Source organism: Turneriella parva DSM 21527, assembly GCF_000266885.1.
In the GTDB taxonomy this organism is placed as follows: Bacteria; Spirochaetota; Leptospiria; order Turneriellales; family Turneriellaceae; genus Turneriella; species Turneriella parva.
In genome coordinates this window covers 2039476-2055773 of the sequence record NC_018020.1, presented here as the reverse complement: position 1 = coordinate 2055773, position 16298 = coordinate 2039476, and the positions used below count along the sequence as shown (strand labels likewise).

General features: G+C 54.7%; 14 protein-coding genes and 1 pseudogene. 8 read left to right on the top strand and 7 right to left on the bottom strand.

The window, feature by feature from the left end; all coding sequences use genetic code 11:
- Window positions 1-24: 24 nt before the first annotated feature.
- Genes TURPA_RS09925 through TURPA_RS09915 form a run of 3 tightly spaced genes read right to left on the bottom strand, consistent with a single transcriptional unit; the run spans window position 25 to window position 3157 of the window.
- Window positions 25-615: a hemerythrin domain-containing protein gene (locus TURPA_RS09925; protein ID WP_157210461.1), complete on the bottom strand. Its 591-nt coding sequence runs from the start codon at window positions 613-615 to the stop codon at window positions 25-27.
- Window positions 497-1183, bottom strand: a complete 687-nt coding sequence (locus tag TURPA_RS23415) for a helix-turn-helix domain-containing protein (RefSeq protein WP_014803167.1) — start codon at window positions 1181-1183, stop codon at window positions 497-499. Before TURPA_RS23415 ends, TURPA_RS09925 begins: the two co-directional genes overlap by 119 nt.
- Window positions 1184-1186: 3 nt before the next feature.
- Window positions 1187-3157, bottom strand: a complete 1971-nt coding sequence (locus tag TURPA_RS09915) for an HD domain-containing phosphohydrolase (protein WP_014803166.1) — start codon at window positions 3155-3157, stop codon at window positions 1187-1189.
- Window positions 3158-3295: 138 nt separating this feature from the next.
- Here TURPA_RS09915 and TURPA_RS09910 point away from each other — a divergent pair, with 138 nt between their 5' ends.
- Together TURPA_RS09910 and TURPA_RS09905 are read left to right on the top strand one after the other, a co-directional pair.
- Entirely contained in the window at window positions 3296-3721 is a 426-nt protein-coding gene (locus TURPA_RS09910) for a GatB/YqeY domain-containing protein (protein WP_014803165.1), read from the top strand.
- Entirely contained in the window at window positions 3718-4515 is a 798-nt protein-coding gene (locus tag TURPA_RS09905; RefSeq protein ID WP_014803164.1) for a hypothetical protein, read from the top strand. Before TURPA_RS09910 ends, TURPA_RS09905 begins: the two co-directional genes overlap by 4 nt.
- Before the next feature lie 23 nt (window positions 4516-4538).
- Here TURPA_RS09905 and TURPA_RS09900 read toward each other — a convergent pair whose 3' ends face one another.
- Complete coding sequence (locus TURPA_RS09900; protein WP_014803163.1) at window positions 4539-6401, bottom strand: patatin-like phospholipase family protein; 1863 nt, start codon at window positions 6399-6401, stop codon at window positions 4539-4541.
- Entirely contained in the window at window positions 6398-8596 is a 2199-nt protein-coding gene (locus tag TURPA_RS09895) for a lytic transglycosylase domain-containing protein (RefSeq protein WP_014803162.1), read from the bottom strand. The genes TURPA_RS09900 and TURPA_RS09895 overlap by 4 nt, the downstream gene beginning before the upstream one ends.
- A gap of 54 nt (window positions 8597-8650) precedes the next feature.
- On the opposite strand from TURPA_RS09895, the gene mltG reads away from it, so the two are divergent.
- Window positions 8651-9661 (top strand): endolytic transglycosylase MltG, encoded by a 1011-nt coding sequence (gene mltG, locus TURPA_RS09890; protein ID WP_014803161.1) that lies wholly within the window; start codon window positions 8651-8653, stop codon window positions 9659-9661.
- Between the two features lie 93 nt (window positions 9662-9754).
- Here mltG and TURPA_RS21730 read toward each other — a convergent pair whose 3' ends face one another.
- Window positions 9755-10561 carry a c-type cytochrome gene (locus TURPA_RS21730; RefSeq protein WP_014803160.1) on the bottom strand — a complete coding sequence of 269 codons (807 nt, stop codon included), beginning with the start codon at window positions 10559-10561 and terminating at the stop codon, window positions 9755-9757.
- A 109-nt stretch (window positions 10562-10670) separates the two neighbouring features.
- Here TURPA_RS21730 and TURPA_RS09880 point away from each other — a divergent pair, with 109 nt between their 5' ends.
- The 4 genes from TURPA_RS09880 (at window position 10671) to TURPA_RS09865 (ending at window position 14780) form a co-directional block, all read left to right on the top strand.
- Complete coding sequence (locus tag TURPA_RS09880) at window positions 10671-11882, top strand: phosphopentomutase (RefSeq protein ID WP_041948441.1); 1212 nt, start codon at window positions 10671-10673, stop codon at window positions 11880-11882.
- Between the two features lie 146 nt (window positions 11883-12028).
- Entirely contained in the window at window positions 12029-12613 is a 585-nt protein-coding gene (locus tag TURPA_RS09875) for a hypothetical protein (protein ID WP_157210460.1), read from the top strand.
- Between the two features lie 19 nt (window positions 12614-12632).
- Window positions 12633-14192 (top strand): hypothetical protein, encoded by a 1560-nt coding sequence (locus TURPA_RS09870; protein WP_014803157.1) that lies wholly within the window; start codon window positions 12633-12635, stop codon window positions 14190-14192.
- A gap of 12 nt (window positions 14193-14204) precedes the next feature.
- Entirely contained in the window at window positions 14205-14780 is a 576-nt protein-coding gene (locus TURPA_RS09865; RefSeq protein ID WP_014803156.1) for a hypothetical protein, read from the top strand.
- Between the two features lie 25 nt (window positions 14781-14805).
- On the opposite strand, the pseudogene TURPA_RS24330 reads toward TURPA_RS09865, so the two are convergent.
- Window positions 14806-15770 (bottom strand): annotated as a pseudogene (locus TURPA_RS24330) (IS30 family transposase).
- 193 nt (window positions 15771-15963) lie between these two features.
- Between TURPA_RS24330 and rpsO the strand changes: the two are divergent.
- Window positions 15964-16230: a 30S ribosomal protein S15 gene (rpsO, locus tag TURPA_RS09850; protein ID WP_014803155.1), complete on the top strand. Its 267-nt coding sequence runs from the start codon at window positions 15964-15966 to the stop codon at window positions 16228-16230.
- The last annotated feature ends 68 nt before the right edge of the window (window positions 16231-16298 follow it).

The window sequence follows — 16298 nt, the reverse complement described above, 5'->3', positions numbered from 1 at the left end:
GCGGCATCGCATGGTAAATAGATTTCAGAGACGCATGTGCCGGCGCTTGCTGGCGGCTGCGGCAAGCTCTTCGGCCCGTCGGTAGGCATCTTCGGGAAACATGGCCTTGAGCCGCCCGAGCATGCCTGCGATTTGCTGTTCATTCAGCGCGAAGAAAACGAAGCGAAAATATTTGAGCAGCTTCTCGGGGCCGTCGGCTGCCATGATGCGGCGGCGGTGCTCATGTATCTCTTCGTCGCTGAAATGCGCCCAAACCATGGGTTCGAGCTCGTCTTCTTCGCGGTTCATGTGGGTCTGGAACGCGGCGCTGAAACGGTTCAGATCAGCGGCGAATTTTTCAGGCTCTGCCACGTGCGCTTCGGCCTCGAATGCGCGCTTCAGGTTTTCGTATGCGCGGTCGAGTTCGCGGTGTTCGGCCATGAGCGTTGCACTCGCGCCCGGCACCCGCAGGTCGAGTTCGGCAAAGGTGACGCTCTCTTCGGTGTGGCTGTGCGCCTCAATCAGGTACCAGACCGCCTGAAACAGCCCGGCAAAACTTGCCCGCTCTGGCGCGACTGAGATTTTGCATCGCCTCGCGCCAGCGCATGATGCGTGCGAGGTGTTTGGGCGAGGCACCGATTTGGGCGGCAAAACGGCGCTCGAGTGTTCGGGGGCTCACCGCGAGGTCTTTTGCGATTTGGCTTATACGGCGTTCACCGCGGTTCGTCTGCAAATGGTAGAGCGCACCCATAGCTTCAGGCGACAGGTCACGAGACAAAAGTTGCAGAAGTAAATGCTGCACGCGCTGCCATTTCTGTGAAAGCTCTTTGCCCGTTTCGAGAATTTCGCTGATGCCCCGCGTCACGCGCGAAGGCACGACATCGTGCATCGCCAGGCTCGCGCTGCCGAGTTCACCCGCGACCGCGCCAAAAAGACGGTAAAAGCCACCCGGTTCGAAAAACAGCAGCAGCGATTCTGTCTTCGGCTCGCTGCGAAACTCGCGCCACTTGTCGAGAATTCCCGTAACACCGAATATACTGAGCGCACGGTTTTCAGAAACGTGGTCGATGCGCCCCTCGAACTGAAAGCCGATAACCGTGTAGACACTCGGCATCACCCGATAGGTGTCGGCGCTTGCATGGCCCGTGACAAAAGCTTTCGCGACAACGCCGCGAAGGAAAGGGTGAACCGGTAAAGCTTGCACCTGCTAACGATTTTCGACCGCGCGCAGTTCGTCGATGCGTGCGTAGACCTTCGCGTCGATAAACACGTTCAAAAGTTCGCTGTCGACGTGGCCGTCTTTGACTTCCATCCAGAGAATGTCGATCGCCTTCTCGGGCGGTATCGCTTTTTTGTACGGCCTGTCCCAGGCGGTCAGCGCATCGTAGATGTCGGCAATCGTCATCATGCGCGTCTGCAGCGAAATCTCAGGGTCGCGCCGCTTGAGCGGATACCCATTGCCGTTGAGTTTTTCGTGGTGGCCATACGCGATCTCGGGCACCCAGCGCAGGTTCGGCGTCCACGGTATCTGCCGCAGAAAATTATAGGTGTGCGTCACATGCGACTCGATCTCTTGCCGCTCTTGTTCGTCGAGAGTGCCTTTGCGGATAGAGAGCATCACGAGTTCATTGTCGTGCAGATAGGGCACCGCATGGTCAGCCGAAAGTTTCACCTTGCGCTCGGCGATTTTTTTCAAGAAGTCGAATGAACCGGCAGCGAGCACAGTCGGTTCGTTCGCCGAAAGAATCGCCGAGAACATCTCTTCGGCTTCTAGCAGATTCTTTTGCAATTCAAGCTCGTGCCGCGCCTCGATTTCGGGCCACTTCTCAGCGGGGGATTTTTTAAGTTCTGCAAGCATGTTACGCAACACGCCCGCCTCAACGTCTTTTTTTATGAAATGGAACCGCCAGCGAATCAGCTCGAGCTGACTCGGGTAGAGTTTCTTCGCTTTTACGAGAACGTCTTCTCGCACACCGACCTTACCAAAGTCGTGCAGCAGCGAAGCGTAGCGCAGCTCTTGAATCTGGTTGCGCGTGAATCGCACTGAATTAAAGCGCGCGCCCGTGTCGCGGTTCACCGCCATCGCGATATTCACCGCATAGTCGGCGACGCGAAACGAATGACCACTCGTCGTCGGGTCGCGCTGTTCAATTGCCGTTACCGAAGCTTTGACAAAACCCTCGAACAGATTCTGAATGTCTTGCAGCAGTTGGTTGTTCTCTATCGCCACCGCCGCCTGCCCTGCCATCGCGCTCACGAGTGAATAGTCTTTGCGCGTGAACGACATGACGGCATCGCCTTTGAGTTCAGCGAGGGTCAGTTTCGCATCGGCGTCGCGCTTGCGGTTAATCAGCTGAATAATGCCGATCACTTCTTCGTGATGGTTCTTCATCGGAATCACCATCATCGACTTGGTGTAATAGTGGTGCGCTTTGTCGTATTCTGAGTTATACGTGTAGCCGGCGTCGACCGGCAGATTGTGCACGTCGTCGATCAAGAGCGGCTCGACGGTGAGCGCCACGTAACCGGCAATCGACTTTTTGTCGATCGGCAGCAGAAATTCGCCCGCATCGAGCTGCATCGCCGACTTCTTGAAACGTATGTGCGTGGGTTTGTCGCCGCTGCCGTGCTTCTCGCTGAGGTAAATCGACCCGCCGTCGGCGCTGGTGAGTTCTATCGCCGAATTCAATACCAGTTCAATGAGGCGGTCGAAATCGCGTTCGGTGGCAAGCGCCTGACCGACTGCCGTGAGACGCCGAATTTCAATATAACTGTTGGCGAGCTTTTCTTGCAGGCTCAGCCGGTCGTATTCTGCGTAGAGGGCATTGATCTGCGATTCACAGGCCTTACGCACCTGTGTCATGCTGATGCCCGCTGGCAGGTAAAGGTGAATCTGCTGTTCGCTCAGCGGCGAGAACAATAGCTCAGAAAAATCATGATCGCCGAGCACGATAATGCGCGATCGGTGCTGCGGGTATTTCTGCAGCCAGTTCGAGATAACTTGCGCGTTTTCAGTCAGCGAAGACGAAGTCACGAGCCACACAACTGCGTGCTCTTCGTCTGCCGTGCGCGGCTTGATCGCGAGGTTGTCGTTGATCGTCGCAAAGATGACCTGATCACGAAACGACTCGAGCGTAATTCGTGAAAGCGCCGGGTCAAAATAGATATGCGAGACCACGGTTCACGCCAAATAGCCGCGTTCATCAGGTCAAGGATAAACTGCCCAATTATGCGCTTCGGGCCCAGCATGGCCCGAAGCGCACGGGCACGACATTCATTACACTTGACATCCCCACTGGAGGGCAGGTTTTCACACATGCTCTTTGAACGTATGCAAAAAGAAAGCCTCGAGGCGCGCAAAGCACGCGACACCGTGAAGGCCGGGGTTCTGACGACGGCACTTTCGCAGGTTAAGGCGATCGCAATCGACGACGGCCACCGGGCGCCGAATGACGCAGACGTTCTGAAAGTCGTGCGCCAGTTTCTGAAGAGCGTCGAAGAGAACCTGGCGCTTGCCGCGCAGGGTAAAATGGACGCCAGCCGCGCCGACGCATTCAAAGTCGAAAAAGAGGTATTGCTCTCTTACCTGCCGCAGCAGATGAGCGCCGACGACCTGCGGGCGGCGCTGAAGAAATCGGGCGCGAAAAATATCGGTGAGGCCATGAAATACCTCAAGGCAAACCACGACGGCCAATATGATGGTAAACTGGCTTCAGAAATCGCAAAAGAGGTAATCGTATGATGTACATCTGGCACGCATTTAAGCACAAGTACAACCTGCTGTTTCTGGGAGCTGGCCTGATTGCAGGTCTTTTTTTCAGCTGGTCATTGCCGCTATTCTACCCCGTACTTTTTGCGGCCGAAACGGTCATTCTGATTGGGGCCGCGACCAACAAACGATTTCAGCGTGCCGTGGGTGCCCTCGAAGGCCGTGAAGCCGAAAAAGACGAGATTCGCCGGCTGAGAAACGCGATCTACGGTTCAAGCTCGGCGCTCAAGAGCAAAATGTCGCCGGCAGAAGAATTGATCCGCCAGATTAAACAGAACACCCGCCAGAACAGCAAAGCTTCTGTGCAATCGGGTGAAGCAATGCTGACGGGCCTCGACGAACTCGAAAGCAATTTTATTCATCTGCTCAATGGCTATTGCCGGCTCGACGACATGCAAAAGGTTGCAGGCTCGGGCCACGAAGCCGAACTCGCGAAACTGAAGGGCGATCTCGCGGCGCTTGCGCCCGATGCACCCGCAGAGACCAAAGACGCCCTGCAGCGCCGCATCGAGCTCGTCGAGAAACGCGCCGCGATGGTGAAAGAGGCCGAGGCGAATAAGAAAAAGTTTCTCGCACAGATTGAAATGGTTGAAGAAACCCTGCGCTACCTGCGCGACCAGTCTGTGCAGGTATTCGAGCCCGAGGTCATCTCTAAGCAGGTGACGGCCGTTTCAGAAAAAATGCAGACGACGCGCGAGACGATGCTCGAAATCGAGAAGATGTCTGCGGGCGCAGACTTCACCCTGCAGCAGACACGCATCAGATAATCCGTAAGAGTGAGGCCCAAGGCCTAACTCTTACGGAAAATTCTCTTCAGATCAGCGGCATGCAGACGCGCGTAAACACGCCCCGCATCAATGATTTCTTCTCGCCGGTCGAATTCGAACATACCGAAACGCGAAACGTCTGGGCTAAACAGCAGATCAAACTCGCGCGATTTCTGGCGTATCAGCTCTGAGCCCTCGAGCATCATTGCGCGGTTGGCGATTTGCAGAATCGGCGGGCGTGTCACAAAAAGGCGCAATGCCTTGAATACGCGCTTGAGGTTGTTCCAGAATTTGTCGCCGGGCTTCAAAAGTTGAAAGAGATTTGTTTCGATCAGATATTCGCGAATGGAATTGTCTTCGAGCGGTGTGCAGTTGATGCCGAGCACGCGTTCGACACCCTGTTCGCGTAAGACATTGCCCGGCACATTGTTGATCGCGCCACCGTCGACGAGATAGGCCCCGTGGTACCGCACCGGGGGAAAAACCACCGGCAGGCTCATGCTCGCGCGCACGGCGCGCCAAATGAGACCACGCGTCAGCCTGATCTCCTGGCCTGAAATCAGATCGGCGGCGATAATTGTCAGAGGCAGAGGCTGGTCTTCGATGCGCGCATTGCCAAAGACCCGCCGCAGAATGCGGTTCACGCTGCGGTCGCGAAAGAACGAAATAAACGGCAGATTATAGCGCAGTAACCCTTTGTCGCTCGGCAAGAACTCTTTGAACTTTTCGCTCATTTCGCGCGCATTGAGTCCCTGCGCATAGAGCGCTGCAACCAGCGAACCCATGCTCGTGCCTGACACATGGTCGAATGCAATGTGGTGTCGTTCGAGCTCTGAGATCACACCAATCTCGCTGAGCGCCCGGGCGCCGCCACCGCCGAATGCGATGCCCTGCGAGTTTTCACAGATCGACCTTGCAATGGCCATCGCCTGAATTTTGAGCGCCGGCGATTCAGAGTTTTCCCAATAGTCGCGCCTTAGTTTCAATCTGAAACGCACGTTGTGTTTAAGCCTCGCCTCAATTTCCGAAGTCGTGAGGTTGTCGCGCGAAGCATGGTGAACATTTATCACCATCGGCCGCAGTTGGGACTGCATGCCCTTTTGTTCTGCCTGACGCAAATAGAGTTCAGCCGTCTTGACCGAAGCCTCGTCTTCTGAGCAAGTCACGATCAACCGGTCAGCCATCGAAATGAGCGCCTTAACTAGGTGCCCCTCGGTTGTTGCCGCATTGACGGTCAGGTAGGCCGAGGGGTGCTTCATCAAGGTCTGGCTAATCGCCTTGCGCAGCGCGTCGGTCGACGCGCCTGCGCGCTTCAAGAACTCGCGCGGAAACAACATGAAATTCTTGAGTTTCTGCGCGGCGATCGCCGCGGTAGTGTTGGGCTCTGCCGCCAGATAATCTGCAGGGGTGCAACTGTACAGATGCAATATGAATCCCAATTCTTGATTCAGCTTAGGTTCGCGCACGATGTTGTGCCGAAGCCTCAGCGCTTCGATGCGAATAAGATTCTGCAACAATAACGGGTAATGCCTCAGCAGCGGATCAAGCTCTTTCTTGGTGATGCCCGCGATATGCGCATCGGTGACCGCGCGCACCTGCCCCGAATGGCGTTCGCCTGTGAGCATCGCGACTTCACCGACGATGTCGCCGGCAAGCAACGAAGCGATGCGCACCGGCTGGCCCGCGCCGATGACTTTTTCGACCCGCAACTTGCCATCGACGACGAAATACATCATGCGGCTATGCTGGTCGGCGCGAAACAGATAATCGCCTTTTTGCAGATGGTGCAGCCGAAAGTGCTTCAACACCCGGCTGAGCTGCGCGTCGCTCAGCGAGCGAAACAGCGCACTGTGGCGCGCGACACCCAAAATCTTTTTCTGGTTCATGGGTTTGTCAGCAGCGCGCGGTATTTCGCCCGGTCGCTCAGCAGCACGCGTACATAATGGTAGGTTTCTTGAAACGGTATCTGCTCGACAAAAACAGCCTCTTCAGGGTCGAGCTTCTTTTTCCACTGTGTATACCGGCCCGGGCCCGCGTTGTACGCGATCGCAAGGCCCACGAAATCTGCTGAGTAATAATCTTTGATCTCGCGCATGAACGCAGTGCCGAGGCGAATGTTGTCTTCGGGTTGAAGCAGGTTGTATCGCTCAAGGCCTTCTTTCGCGGCGACGAGCTTTGCTGTCGAGGGCAACAACTGCATCAGCCCCAAGGCATTCGCGCGGCTGATCGCCCCTGCAAAGAACTGCGACTCTTGCCGAATGAGCGCGAGCACTTCGGCAACCTCGACACGGTTTTTTGCCGCATATTTTTCAATGTGTGCTGCGTAGGTCGTCGGGTAGAGCAACTGCCTCATTTCAAGGGGGATCTCATAAAGAAACGGTCGTAGCTTCTGTTCGCGCAGCCATTGCTTCACCCCAAAAAGAGCAATGTCGCTCTTGCCAGAGACCTGGCCCACAACAACGAGGTTTTCATAGACCATCAGCCTTTCGGGGTTGCGCAAGAGTTCGCGCGCCTCGTCGCGGCTGTCAGCTGCGAAAAGCAGCGCCGCAGTGACGAGAGGGCCGTCGAGTTTTTTCTGGCGTTTCTGCGTGCGCTCGGTGAATTTGCGCAGGTCACTCAAGACTTCAATGCCGCGTGCTTGCGCGAGATCGGCGCTGATGAGCGTCGCCGTCAGCAGCGCAGAGCGTTCGTTACCAGAGGCAGGTGCCGCGATCAGTTGTTTCTGCAGCACCAGCGGATTTTCGATCAGGCGATAGAAATAGTAGTCATCGGCATATTGCGTCGCAATTTCTGTGACGAGCGCCTTTACCTGCTCTGCATTGCCGGTTGCGTCAAAATGCCGCGCCAAGAAATAACGCGCGCCGGCCCCGGTAACTTTACCTGCCGTGATACGCTTCAGCTCTTCAAGACAGGGGATATCCACACCCGAACGCGATTTTGACCTGTCGGGCAGACACGAACGCAGAAAAATGCGCTCTGCCAGGGTCGACTCGGCATCGAAAGAGGTGATGTATTCGGCAGCGATGCCGCGGGCCTTCGCAGAATAGTCTGACGAGCGCTGAGCCTGCCGCAGCTGGCACTGTAATTTGCTCTTCGTCGCTGGGGCAGTCGCAAAAAAATGGTTAACCGCAGCGTACTGTTTCTTCTTTAACAGGCGCTCACAGACATCGAGTGCAGCCTTTTCACCTGATTCACCATAAAAATCGCCGCTAGCTGAAGCGAGCAGGTTTTGAACTGCACGCGCATCGCCTTTTTCGATCATCAGCCGTGAACCGTAGTGCACGAAGAGATCGCGGTCGTGTTTCGAGAGCTTTTGGTTTACGAGACCTGAAAACAGTTTGTGCGCACTCGCTTTGTCTTTCGCGACGCGCAGAGCCTCCATGAGGCGAATGCGGGTAACGGGTGCACTCATGCTGTAGATACCTTGCCCCAGAAGATTGCGAATGTGCAGTCCGTTTTGGGCGAACGCGAAATCTGCCTCGGGGTGCTCGAGGCCCTGAATTGCCGTGGCGAGCGCAGCTGACTTATCACCTGCCCGGTCGAAAGCGTCGGCGGCCAGATACAGAGACTCGCCGTCTTTGAACTTTTCGAGGTGTTCGCGAAAGAGCTGCGCGCTCTGCGGCGCCTGGCCGCCAAGCTGAAGCAAGCGGCCTTTGAGCAGCGAGACTTTTCGCTGCAGGCTATCGGGTGGGTTCGAGATTTGCTGCAAGAGAGAGAGAGCAATGGCGGTCTGGTTGTCACGGGCAGCGAGGTCTGCCAGGTGAAACGCCGCATAGTCCGCGAGTTTTGAGCGATCAGAGCCCTTTAGTGCGCGAATTGCCGCCTCGGCGCAGGCTGCATCGGCGCAGATGGGTGCCTTCGCCGCATCCCGAAAGGCGCTCGCCAGATAGGCCTGCTGCTGCAGAGGCCGGTCGGCAGGGCTCTTTAGTCTCTGCGCGCGCGCATATTCGCTGAGGTAATTCACACCCTGGCCACCCGGCAGGTCGGCATACTCATGCAAGAGATTCGCCTCTGCAGAAGTGCGCCCGCAACAGACGAGCAGATAGCAGCTGGCGGCAAACAAGATGCCTTTAGATAGCATAGACGTAAGGGGGATGTACGCTTTACAGCACGTCAATCAGTTGTAGCCGCACGCATGCTGCAAGATAATCTGCAACAGGTCAGAAAGCCGCTGGTGATAGCGGCAGGTGTATTGCTCGCCACGCTGCTCATGGGCGCTTTAGCCATGTACATCAGCCTACGGTCGGTCGGCGATGGCTCGCGCCACATCGATTTTGCCGTTAAGGCGGGCTCGAACCTCTCGAACGTTTCAGCGCGCCTCAGCGAAGCGAACCTGGTCGGCAGCGAGACCTTATTTAAACTCTATATGCGCCTCACCGGCAAAGCCGGCAGAATCAAATTTGGCGTCTATGACCTGCACGACGGCATGTCGGCCGCAAAAATTGCACAGACGATCACGAGCGGTAAAACCAAAACAATCAGCATCACGATTGCCGAGGGTCTGCACAACCGGCAGATAGCCGACCTCTTCGTCGAAAAGAAATTTTTCGCATCGCGCGATGAATTCTTGCAGGTTGCCGCCAAAAAATCGATTCTCGATAAATACAAAATACCTGCACAATCAGCAGAAGGGTATCTTTTTCCCGATACATACTTCTTGCCACAGGGTTACCCAAAAGACAAGATTATCGAACACATGATCGAGCACTTTTTCGAGAAGGCTAAAGAAGTGAAGAATTTTCCGACTGAACCGCGCAAGATACATGAAACGGTGATTCTGGCAAGCATCGTCGAGCGTGAGGCCAAACTCAAAGACGAGCGGCCGCTGATCGCTGCGGTTTTCCATAACCGGCTGCGCGACAGCGAACCCCTCGAATCGTGCGCAACGGTACAATACCTGTTCGAAAAACCCAAGGCAAGACTCTTTTACAAAGACCTTGAAGTCGAGTCGCCCTATAACACGTATAAAGTGCGCGGCCTGCCCCCCGGCCCGATCGGTTCGCCAGGTATCGCCGCCATTAACGCGACGGTTAACCCTGAAAAGACTGACTACAAGTTCTTCGTGCTCAAAGGCGACGACGCACACCATTTCTCAAAAGACTTCAAAGAACATAACGCGGCCAAAAAGAAGTATATAGGACCTTAGTGCGTCACCCTTCGACAAGCTCAGGGTGACAAATAATTGGCTCAGAGTAAAAAAATAATTTTGTCATGGTGAGCATGTCGAACCATGACATAATCAATGGGCCTTATGACCTGCCATCGCCCGCAGATAACTCAGGATATTCTCAATCTGCTTATCGCTCAAATGTTCATACGACGGCATCTTGGAGCGGGCGCGAAATGCTGACGCATTGCGAATAAATCTTCTGAGCGTCGCCGCATCGCGGTATTCGGTGATATTCTGCGGCACGTTGAGTTCGGGGCCGATGTCGCCCCCCTGCAGATTCAGCGAATGGCACTTGAGGCATTCTTTTCTGAAGAGGTCAAAGCCCATTGCCACACCCGGTTGTTTTTCCATGCCCGCAAAATAGATCGCCGGAAACATTTCTCTGAAATTGACGAGCTCAATCGCGACCACCTCGTACGGCCACGAGAGCGTTTGAAAACCCGCGAGGTTTGTCGAGACAGCATAAAAAGGTTCTGGCGATACCAGCGCCTTGCCCTGGGGTATTTTTGCACTGAACGCATCTGAGTTTTCACCAAAGGCGAGGTAAAAATCTGCGAGCCGGCCCGCTTCAAAATCGGCACGGCTCACGTGCGCAAGGTAGCCGTCGGCACAACGAAAAATAAATTCATCATAGGCAGGGAAATCAACCGCAAACGCCGCGAGCATTTTCGCCAGCGGCAGTGCTCTGTATACGACGCTGCGCTTAAGATAGTAGTCGTCGACAGTTATGTTTTCGGGCGCGAACTTCTGTTTGAGTTCAGAAAGGGGGATCTTCTTCTCTAACGTACCCGTTTTGACCGTGAGCGATTTTTCGCTGCGCGCACACGAGGCTGACACGCACGCCAGAGCAATGATCAGCAGATACGCAGCTTTCATAAAAGATGAACCCGACGGTTTTGCGTGGTGAAAAGCAAAAATTCGCCTCTGCAAGCTCGCAATTTTATCCGTGTTGTCGGCAAGAGTCGGTGGCGACAAGTTTCCACCCGTGACGCTCGGTATCGGCAAATCGATAGTGCTCGTGATCGACGGCCTGGGCGTGGGTGAGCAGCCCGATGCATACCTTTACGGGCCACGCGGAGCCAACACACTTTCGCACATCGGCGAGCTCAAACCGAAACTCGAGATTCCCAATCTGGCGCGCCTTGGGCTGGCGAACCTGACGTATGTCAAGGGCTGGCCGCGCGACGAAGAGACGCTGGGCTTTTTTGGCAAAATCACGCAGCGCAACGAAGGCAACGACAGCATCGGCGGCCACCGGGAACTTCTGGGTACCTATCAAGAAGACAAATACCTGACGTACCCGAAGGGCGTGCCCGAAGATATTATGCAGCAGCTGATGCAGGCCTCGGGCCGCACGTTTCTCGGCAATTCGAACGATGTGCAACAGGGATTTCTCACGAAATATGGCGAAACGCACCTCGATACCGGCAGCCCCATTCTGCTGGTAACTGACGACTCGCTCGTGCACATCTACGTGCACAATGAAAAGTTTCAGCCCGATGAATTCTATCTGCTCGGCCACACCGCATGGGAGGTTCTCTCAGCGCACGGCCTCGGCAGGTTGCACGTGCACTATTTTGGCGGCGACGTCGCGGGCTTTGTGGTCGACGAATCTGCCCCCGTGGCGATGTTCCATTCGCCGCCGAGGGCGCCGACACTCGCAACCACGCTCTACGACGCGGGAATTCCCGTCTATGCGCTCGGCAAGGTCTCAGAAATGATCGAAGGCGCGGCAATGAGCGAAACCTATGGCGTGAAGAATAACGCCGAATGCCTTGAACTGTTGAACCAGGTGATTCGCGACGCGCCGACAAACAAGGCAAAACAATCGTTCGTGCTCGCAACCCTGCCCGATCTTGACGGCCTTTATGGTCACAACCGCGACTCGTTGGGCTACGCCGATGCGCTCGAATCTCTCGACCTGCAGATACCGAGGCTCATGCGAGCGATGGAAAACGAAGACATGCTCTATATAGTCTCTGACCACGGCAACGACCCCACTTTCGAGGGCACGAGCCACACGCGAGAATATGTGCCGCTCATGGTTTATTCGCGCATGTTCAGACCACGCCGGCAGGCGAACCTCGGTATCAGAGCCTCGCTCGCAGACGTCGCCGAGACGATCGCCGACAGTTATGACCTCAACGTACGCTTCGCCGCGACAAGCTTTTGGGAGAACATGATTTCTCAGCTATAGGGGCCGCGCGGGAGAACGCAGCCAATTTCTTGTCTGTGAAGAAGAAAATTTTCCAGAATCTGGCAGATTTGCGTTTTCCTGCGCGGCCCCAGAATATTGATCGAAAACTGTTGACAATTTATCAGATTATACCCCCTGTCTTATTCATGACAAAGAAGTCCATTATCGTGGCGGTTTTTGCCCTGTTCACGCTCACCGCGTGCCGCTCGACACGCAACAACTATGTGATTAAAGAGGCAATCCCCAAGAATTCGAATATCGCCGTGCTCGTCGAAGGCGAGAACGATTTTAAGAATGCCGTTTTGATGGAATTCATGCGCGGGGGTTATGACGTGAAAGCGTTCAACGCAACCGACTTTTACACGACCGACGACGTGCTCGATGTCAAGAGCCTGAAAAAGACGGCTTTCGTCACCAACCTCTTCGACCCGAAAAACCCGCAGCGTCAGGTGGCGGTTGCCGACAAGGTTTTTGAGAATATCTACAAACTGCATATTTTTAACTTCGAGAATCTCAAAGTTGAAATGCTGCAGTCGCTGCAGAAAAAAATGGGCATTCGCTACGTCGTTCTGCTCTCGCTCGCCAAATGGGATGCTGGTTACACCTGGGCGCGGGTGATCAAGCTCGACAATATGGAACTCGTGTACGTGCAAAATTACAGCGTGGGCCGCAAAGACGATTTGAAGAGCGTCGTCGGCACGATGATCGACACGATGCAAAAGGGTAAGTAGACTCTACGGGCGGTGTTGTTTGAAACGCCTCTGCTGCATTCTGGTCTTTGCCGCTGCCTCGGGCAGCCTATCGGCGACAGGCACGACGGCGATTGGCACGTTTTCGCGCAGGTTTGATTCGCCCGTCTCGAAAGAGATTATTCTGCGCTTTCCGATCTTTCTGAGCAAAGCCTACACGCGCGCGAAAAAAGGCCGCGTCATGTACCCAAACGAATTTTCGCGAATGCGTGATGAAAAGAAAATTGCCTCCCGGGTGATCTACGCACCTGAAGAGTACGCGCAGATCAGCAAATTGGTCGAAGGCGGTAACCTGCTCACCGGTGAAATCTTTGAATATGCAGAAAAAGCGAAAGACGAAGACGGCAACGAGATTGAGCCCACCGCTGAAGTGCCTGACAAGAAATATGTGCTGGTAAAACTCTATCATTACAGCGCCTCGACGGGAAAAATCTCGGCCTTCACGGTCTATTCGAAACCCGAAACCGTGGTGATCGACCTGTTGCGCACCATGCTGCCACTTGAAAAAGACCGGTACCTCAGCAGGCCGATTACCTCGGCGAGCAAACTGGCAATCATGGCGCCGCTCGAACCGGTTGAACTCAACGATTTCTATATCAGCCTGCTTTCGCAGAAGTTTAAGGTACATGCGCTTTCGGGCAGTGATTTTGAATCCACGACACCCAAAGATCTGCAATACACGCGCCACCTCGTGACGCAGGGGGTATCGTATTTCGCGCCGATGCTGACTGTTTCTGAAATGCCACCACCCCTTTCAGCAGCCGGGGACAATGAAGCCAATAACGCCGACTACAATGCGTTTTCGGCTATCGTCGCCCGCAAAGACTATGGCTTCGACCGGGAGCTCAGGGGTATTCTCGGCCGCATACGCGGCCGCACCGGTGCAGACTACCTGCTGCTGCTGAACCCCGACGGCAAAAACTCCTTTGCCCGCGGTTTTGACCTGACGACCGGCGGCATGGTCTGGTATCAAGATTCGTTTCCGGCGAAGTCTTCGGCGAATTCTGAAATGCTCGCGAGCATGATCAGCGAGATGCAGCGTCCGCTGGTAATTTTGAGCGAAGAGCAGATCAACAAGATAGCCGAAGAGAAAGACCGCATGTCGGCGCAGGGTGCATCGGGCGGCCTTGCGAGCGTCGCGATTCTCGACTTTTACGACCGCACGAACACCCCGCTTTATACCTGGCTTGCATCTTCGCTATCGATTGCCATCGACGACTCGATGAAAAAAATCTTCGAATACGACCGCGCAAACGAAAAGAAGAGCTTTGAAGCCGGCAGCCGTATCTTTCGTTCGCCGACAGATGTGAATGAAAAGACCCTAAAAGAATTTCAGGCGGCGACGGGGGCCGATTACCTGATTTTCGGTTTCTATTCAGTCAGCGCCAAAACGGGCAATATCGTGATCGAATCGAAAATTTTTGACCTTGCGAAGAAGAAAGAGATTGGCGGTTCGACAACGGAGTCGCCGGTAGACGTGCGGCTCTTTAACGTCGTCGATGAAATCTCGCAAGGCATTGTACAAGATATCTTCAGTATGACACAGCAACAGACAAAATAAACGGGGAAAAATATGAAAACGACCTTAATCCGCATCGCGCTCTGCGCTTCACTCGCCGGCCTGGCGCAAAACCTGGCCGCCGAAGCAGCGCCGGTAACCTTTCAAGACCGCATGCTTCTCGATATCGGCGCGAACGCGCTGGTGCCTTCGGCGCAGCCCGCGGGGCTCGGGGGCTCATTGGGTTTCGGCCTCGCGTTTCGCGATTTTAACCTGTTTCTGCGCGGCACCGGCATGATAGCCGAACCCGGCCTTAATCAGCGCACTCTAATTTTACCCACTTTGCGCACAGAGGCCCGCATTCACCTGTTGCCCAATTTCATCACACTTCTGCCCTACGTCGACGCTGGTACGATCACGACCAAAGTGAAGAGGCAAGATGGTTCGCTGTCGTCGAACATCAACTCGATGTATGCCGAAGTCGGCCTGGGGGTAGAGATTTTGCTCACGCACGAAATTTCATTTATACCCCGATTTGGCGTCGCGCACGCACTTCTGTATGCTGATAATGACTCGAATAATTTCTCGGGGCCTACCGTTTCTGCGGCTTTGCGCTATACGTTTGGGCGAAGTCGCGCGTTGGATTTCTAGCCAAACGACCGTTTTGGCAGGGGTCTTACATTCCAAAACGAAGTGCGATAGGGCTGCGAAAGTAGACCTCGGCCGGGGTTCGGTAATTCAGCCGCTTGCGTGGTCGGTTATTTAGTAATTTAAGCGCTGCGTCAACCTGTTCCTGGTCGATGCGCCGAAAATCTGTGCCTTTGGGAAAAGACTCGCGCAGCAGGCCGTTCGTGTTTTCGTTCGTACCTCTCTGCCATGGCGAGCCGGGGTCACAAAAGTAGATGCCGCAGTTCAGCACTTGCTGCAGGTCGCGGTAGCCACTCATCTCGGTGCCCCGATCGTAAATGATACCCCGCAGCCGTTCGTTATCGATGTCGGCGAATAGGTCGCGCGCTGCAGCGTTAAACTGTGTCACCAATTTGCGCTCCAGTTTCGCCGCGAGCAAGTAACGCGAATGCCTTTCGACGAAAGTTGCAATCTGCCCGGTGCCCATTTTACCCTCGACCAAATCGCCCTCCCAGTAGCCGGGTTTGCGTCGCGTCAAAGCTTCGGCTGGCAGGTCGTGAATGCGAAAAACCCTTTGTTTTCAGCCTCAATCCTCACTTTGCGCTTGTATGGTTTGCCTTTGCGGCGCAGGCACAGGCGATAAAAATTCGATGTGCCGGATTTCTTGCGCACATGATTGTAAATCGTCTGCATGCAGACACCGTCGAAACGTTCTAGGCGCATGCGGCCTGCGATCTGTTCTGGTGACAGCGTCGACTTGAGCGATGCTCCGATCTCTGACCAAAGCTCTGGTGTAACCTTCGCGGCGTTGGTATTAGTCTGGCGCTTTCGCGCCTCGTCTCTGGCGCACCGCGCGCTGTAATGTCGTGGCATTGAATTACGCCGAATCTCTCGAAAAATAGTGCTCGGGTGTCGCTTAAGATTTCTGGCGATTTGGCTGGCCTTGAGGCCCTCAGCAAGGCTTTCTTCTATACGCAGTCTTTCATCATTTGATAGTTGAACGTAGGGTCGCATCCGGGGGCTCCGTGGTCGTTTTTCGCAAATCAACCTCGAAACCCGGGAGCGGCCTTACATTACTTTATCCCTTTCGCACTTCGTTTTGGAATCTGCCGGTTGGCCGAGGCCACCCCTTGCCAAAACTCTTGTCACCCTGTTTTGCATAGCAAAAGTGTCTCAAACATAAGGGAAAAGATAAATAAAGGGAAATATGCTCGCAACTGCAGAAAAGAAAGCGCTTATCGCTACACACCAGAAAAGCTCGAAAGATACCGGGTCGGTAGAAGTTCAGGTAGCGCTTCTGACTGAAAAAATTAACCGCCTGACAGGTCACTTTCAGGCACACGTGAAAGACCACCACTCACGCGTAGGTCTCTTGAAGATGGTAGGCCGTCGCCGCCGACTGCTCGACTACCTGCGCAAGAACAGCGTTGATCGTTACAAGGCGATCATTGCTAAACTCAATCTCCGTAAATAACCCCTTATTTGCGTCGGGCGGTGTACTTTGGGCCGAAGGCTCAAGGTATATCTGCGCGCATTCTCTAA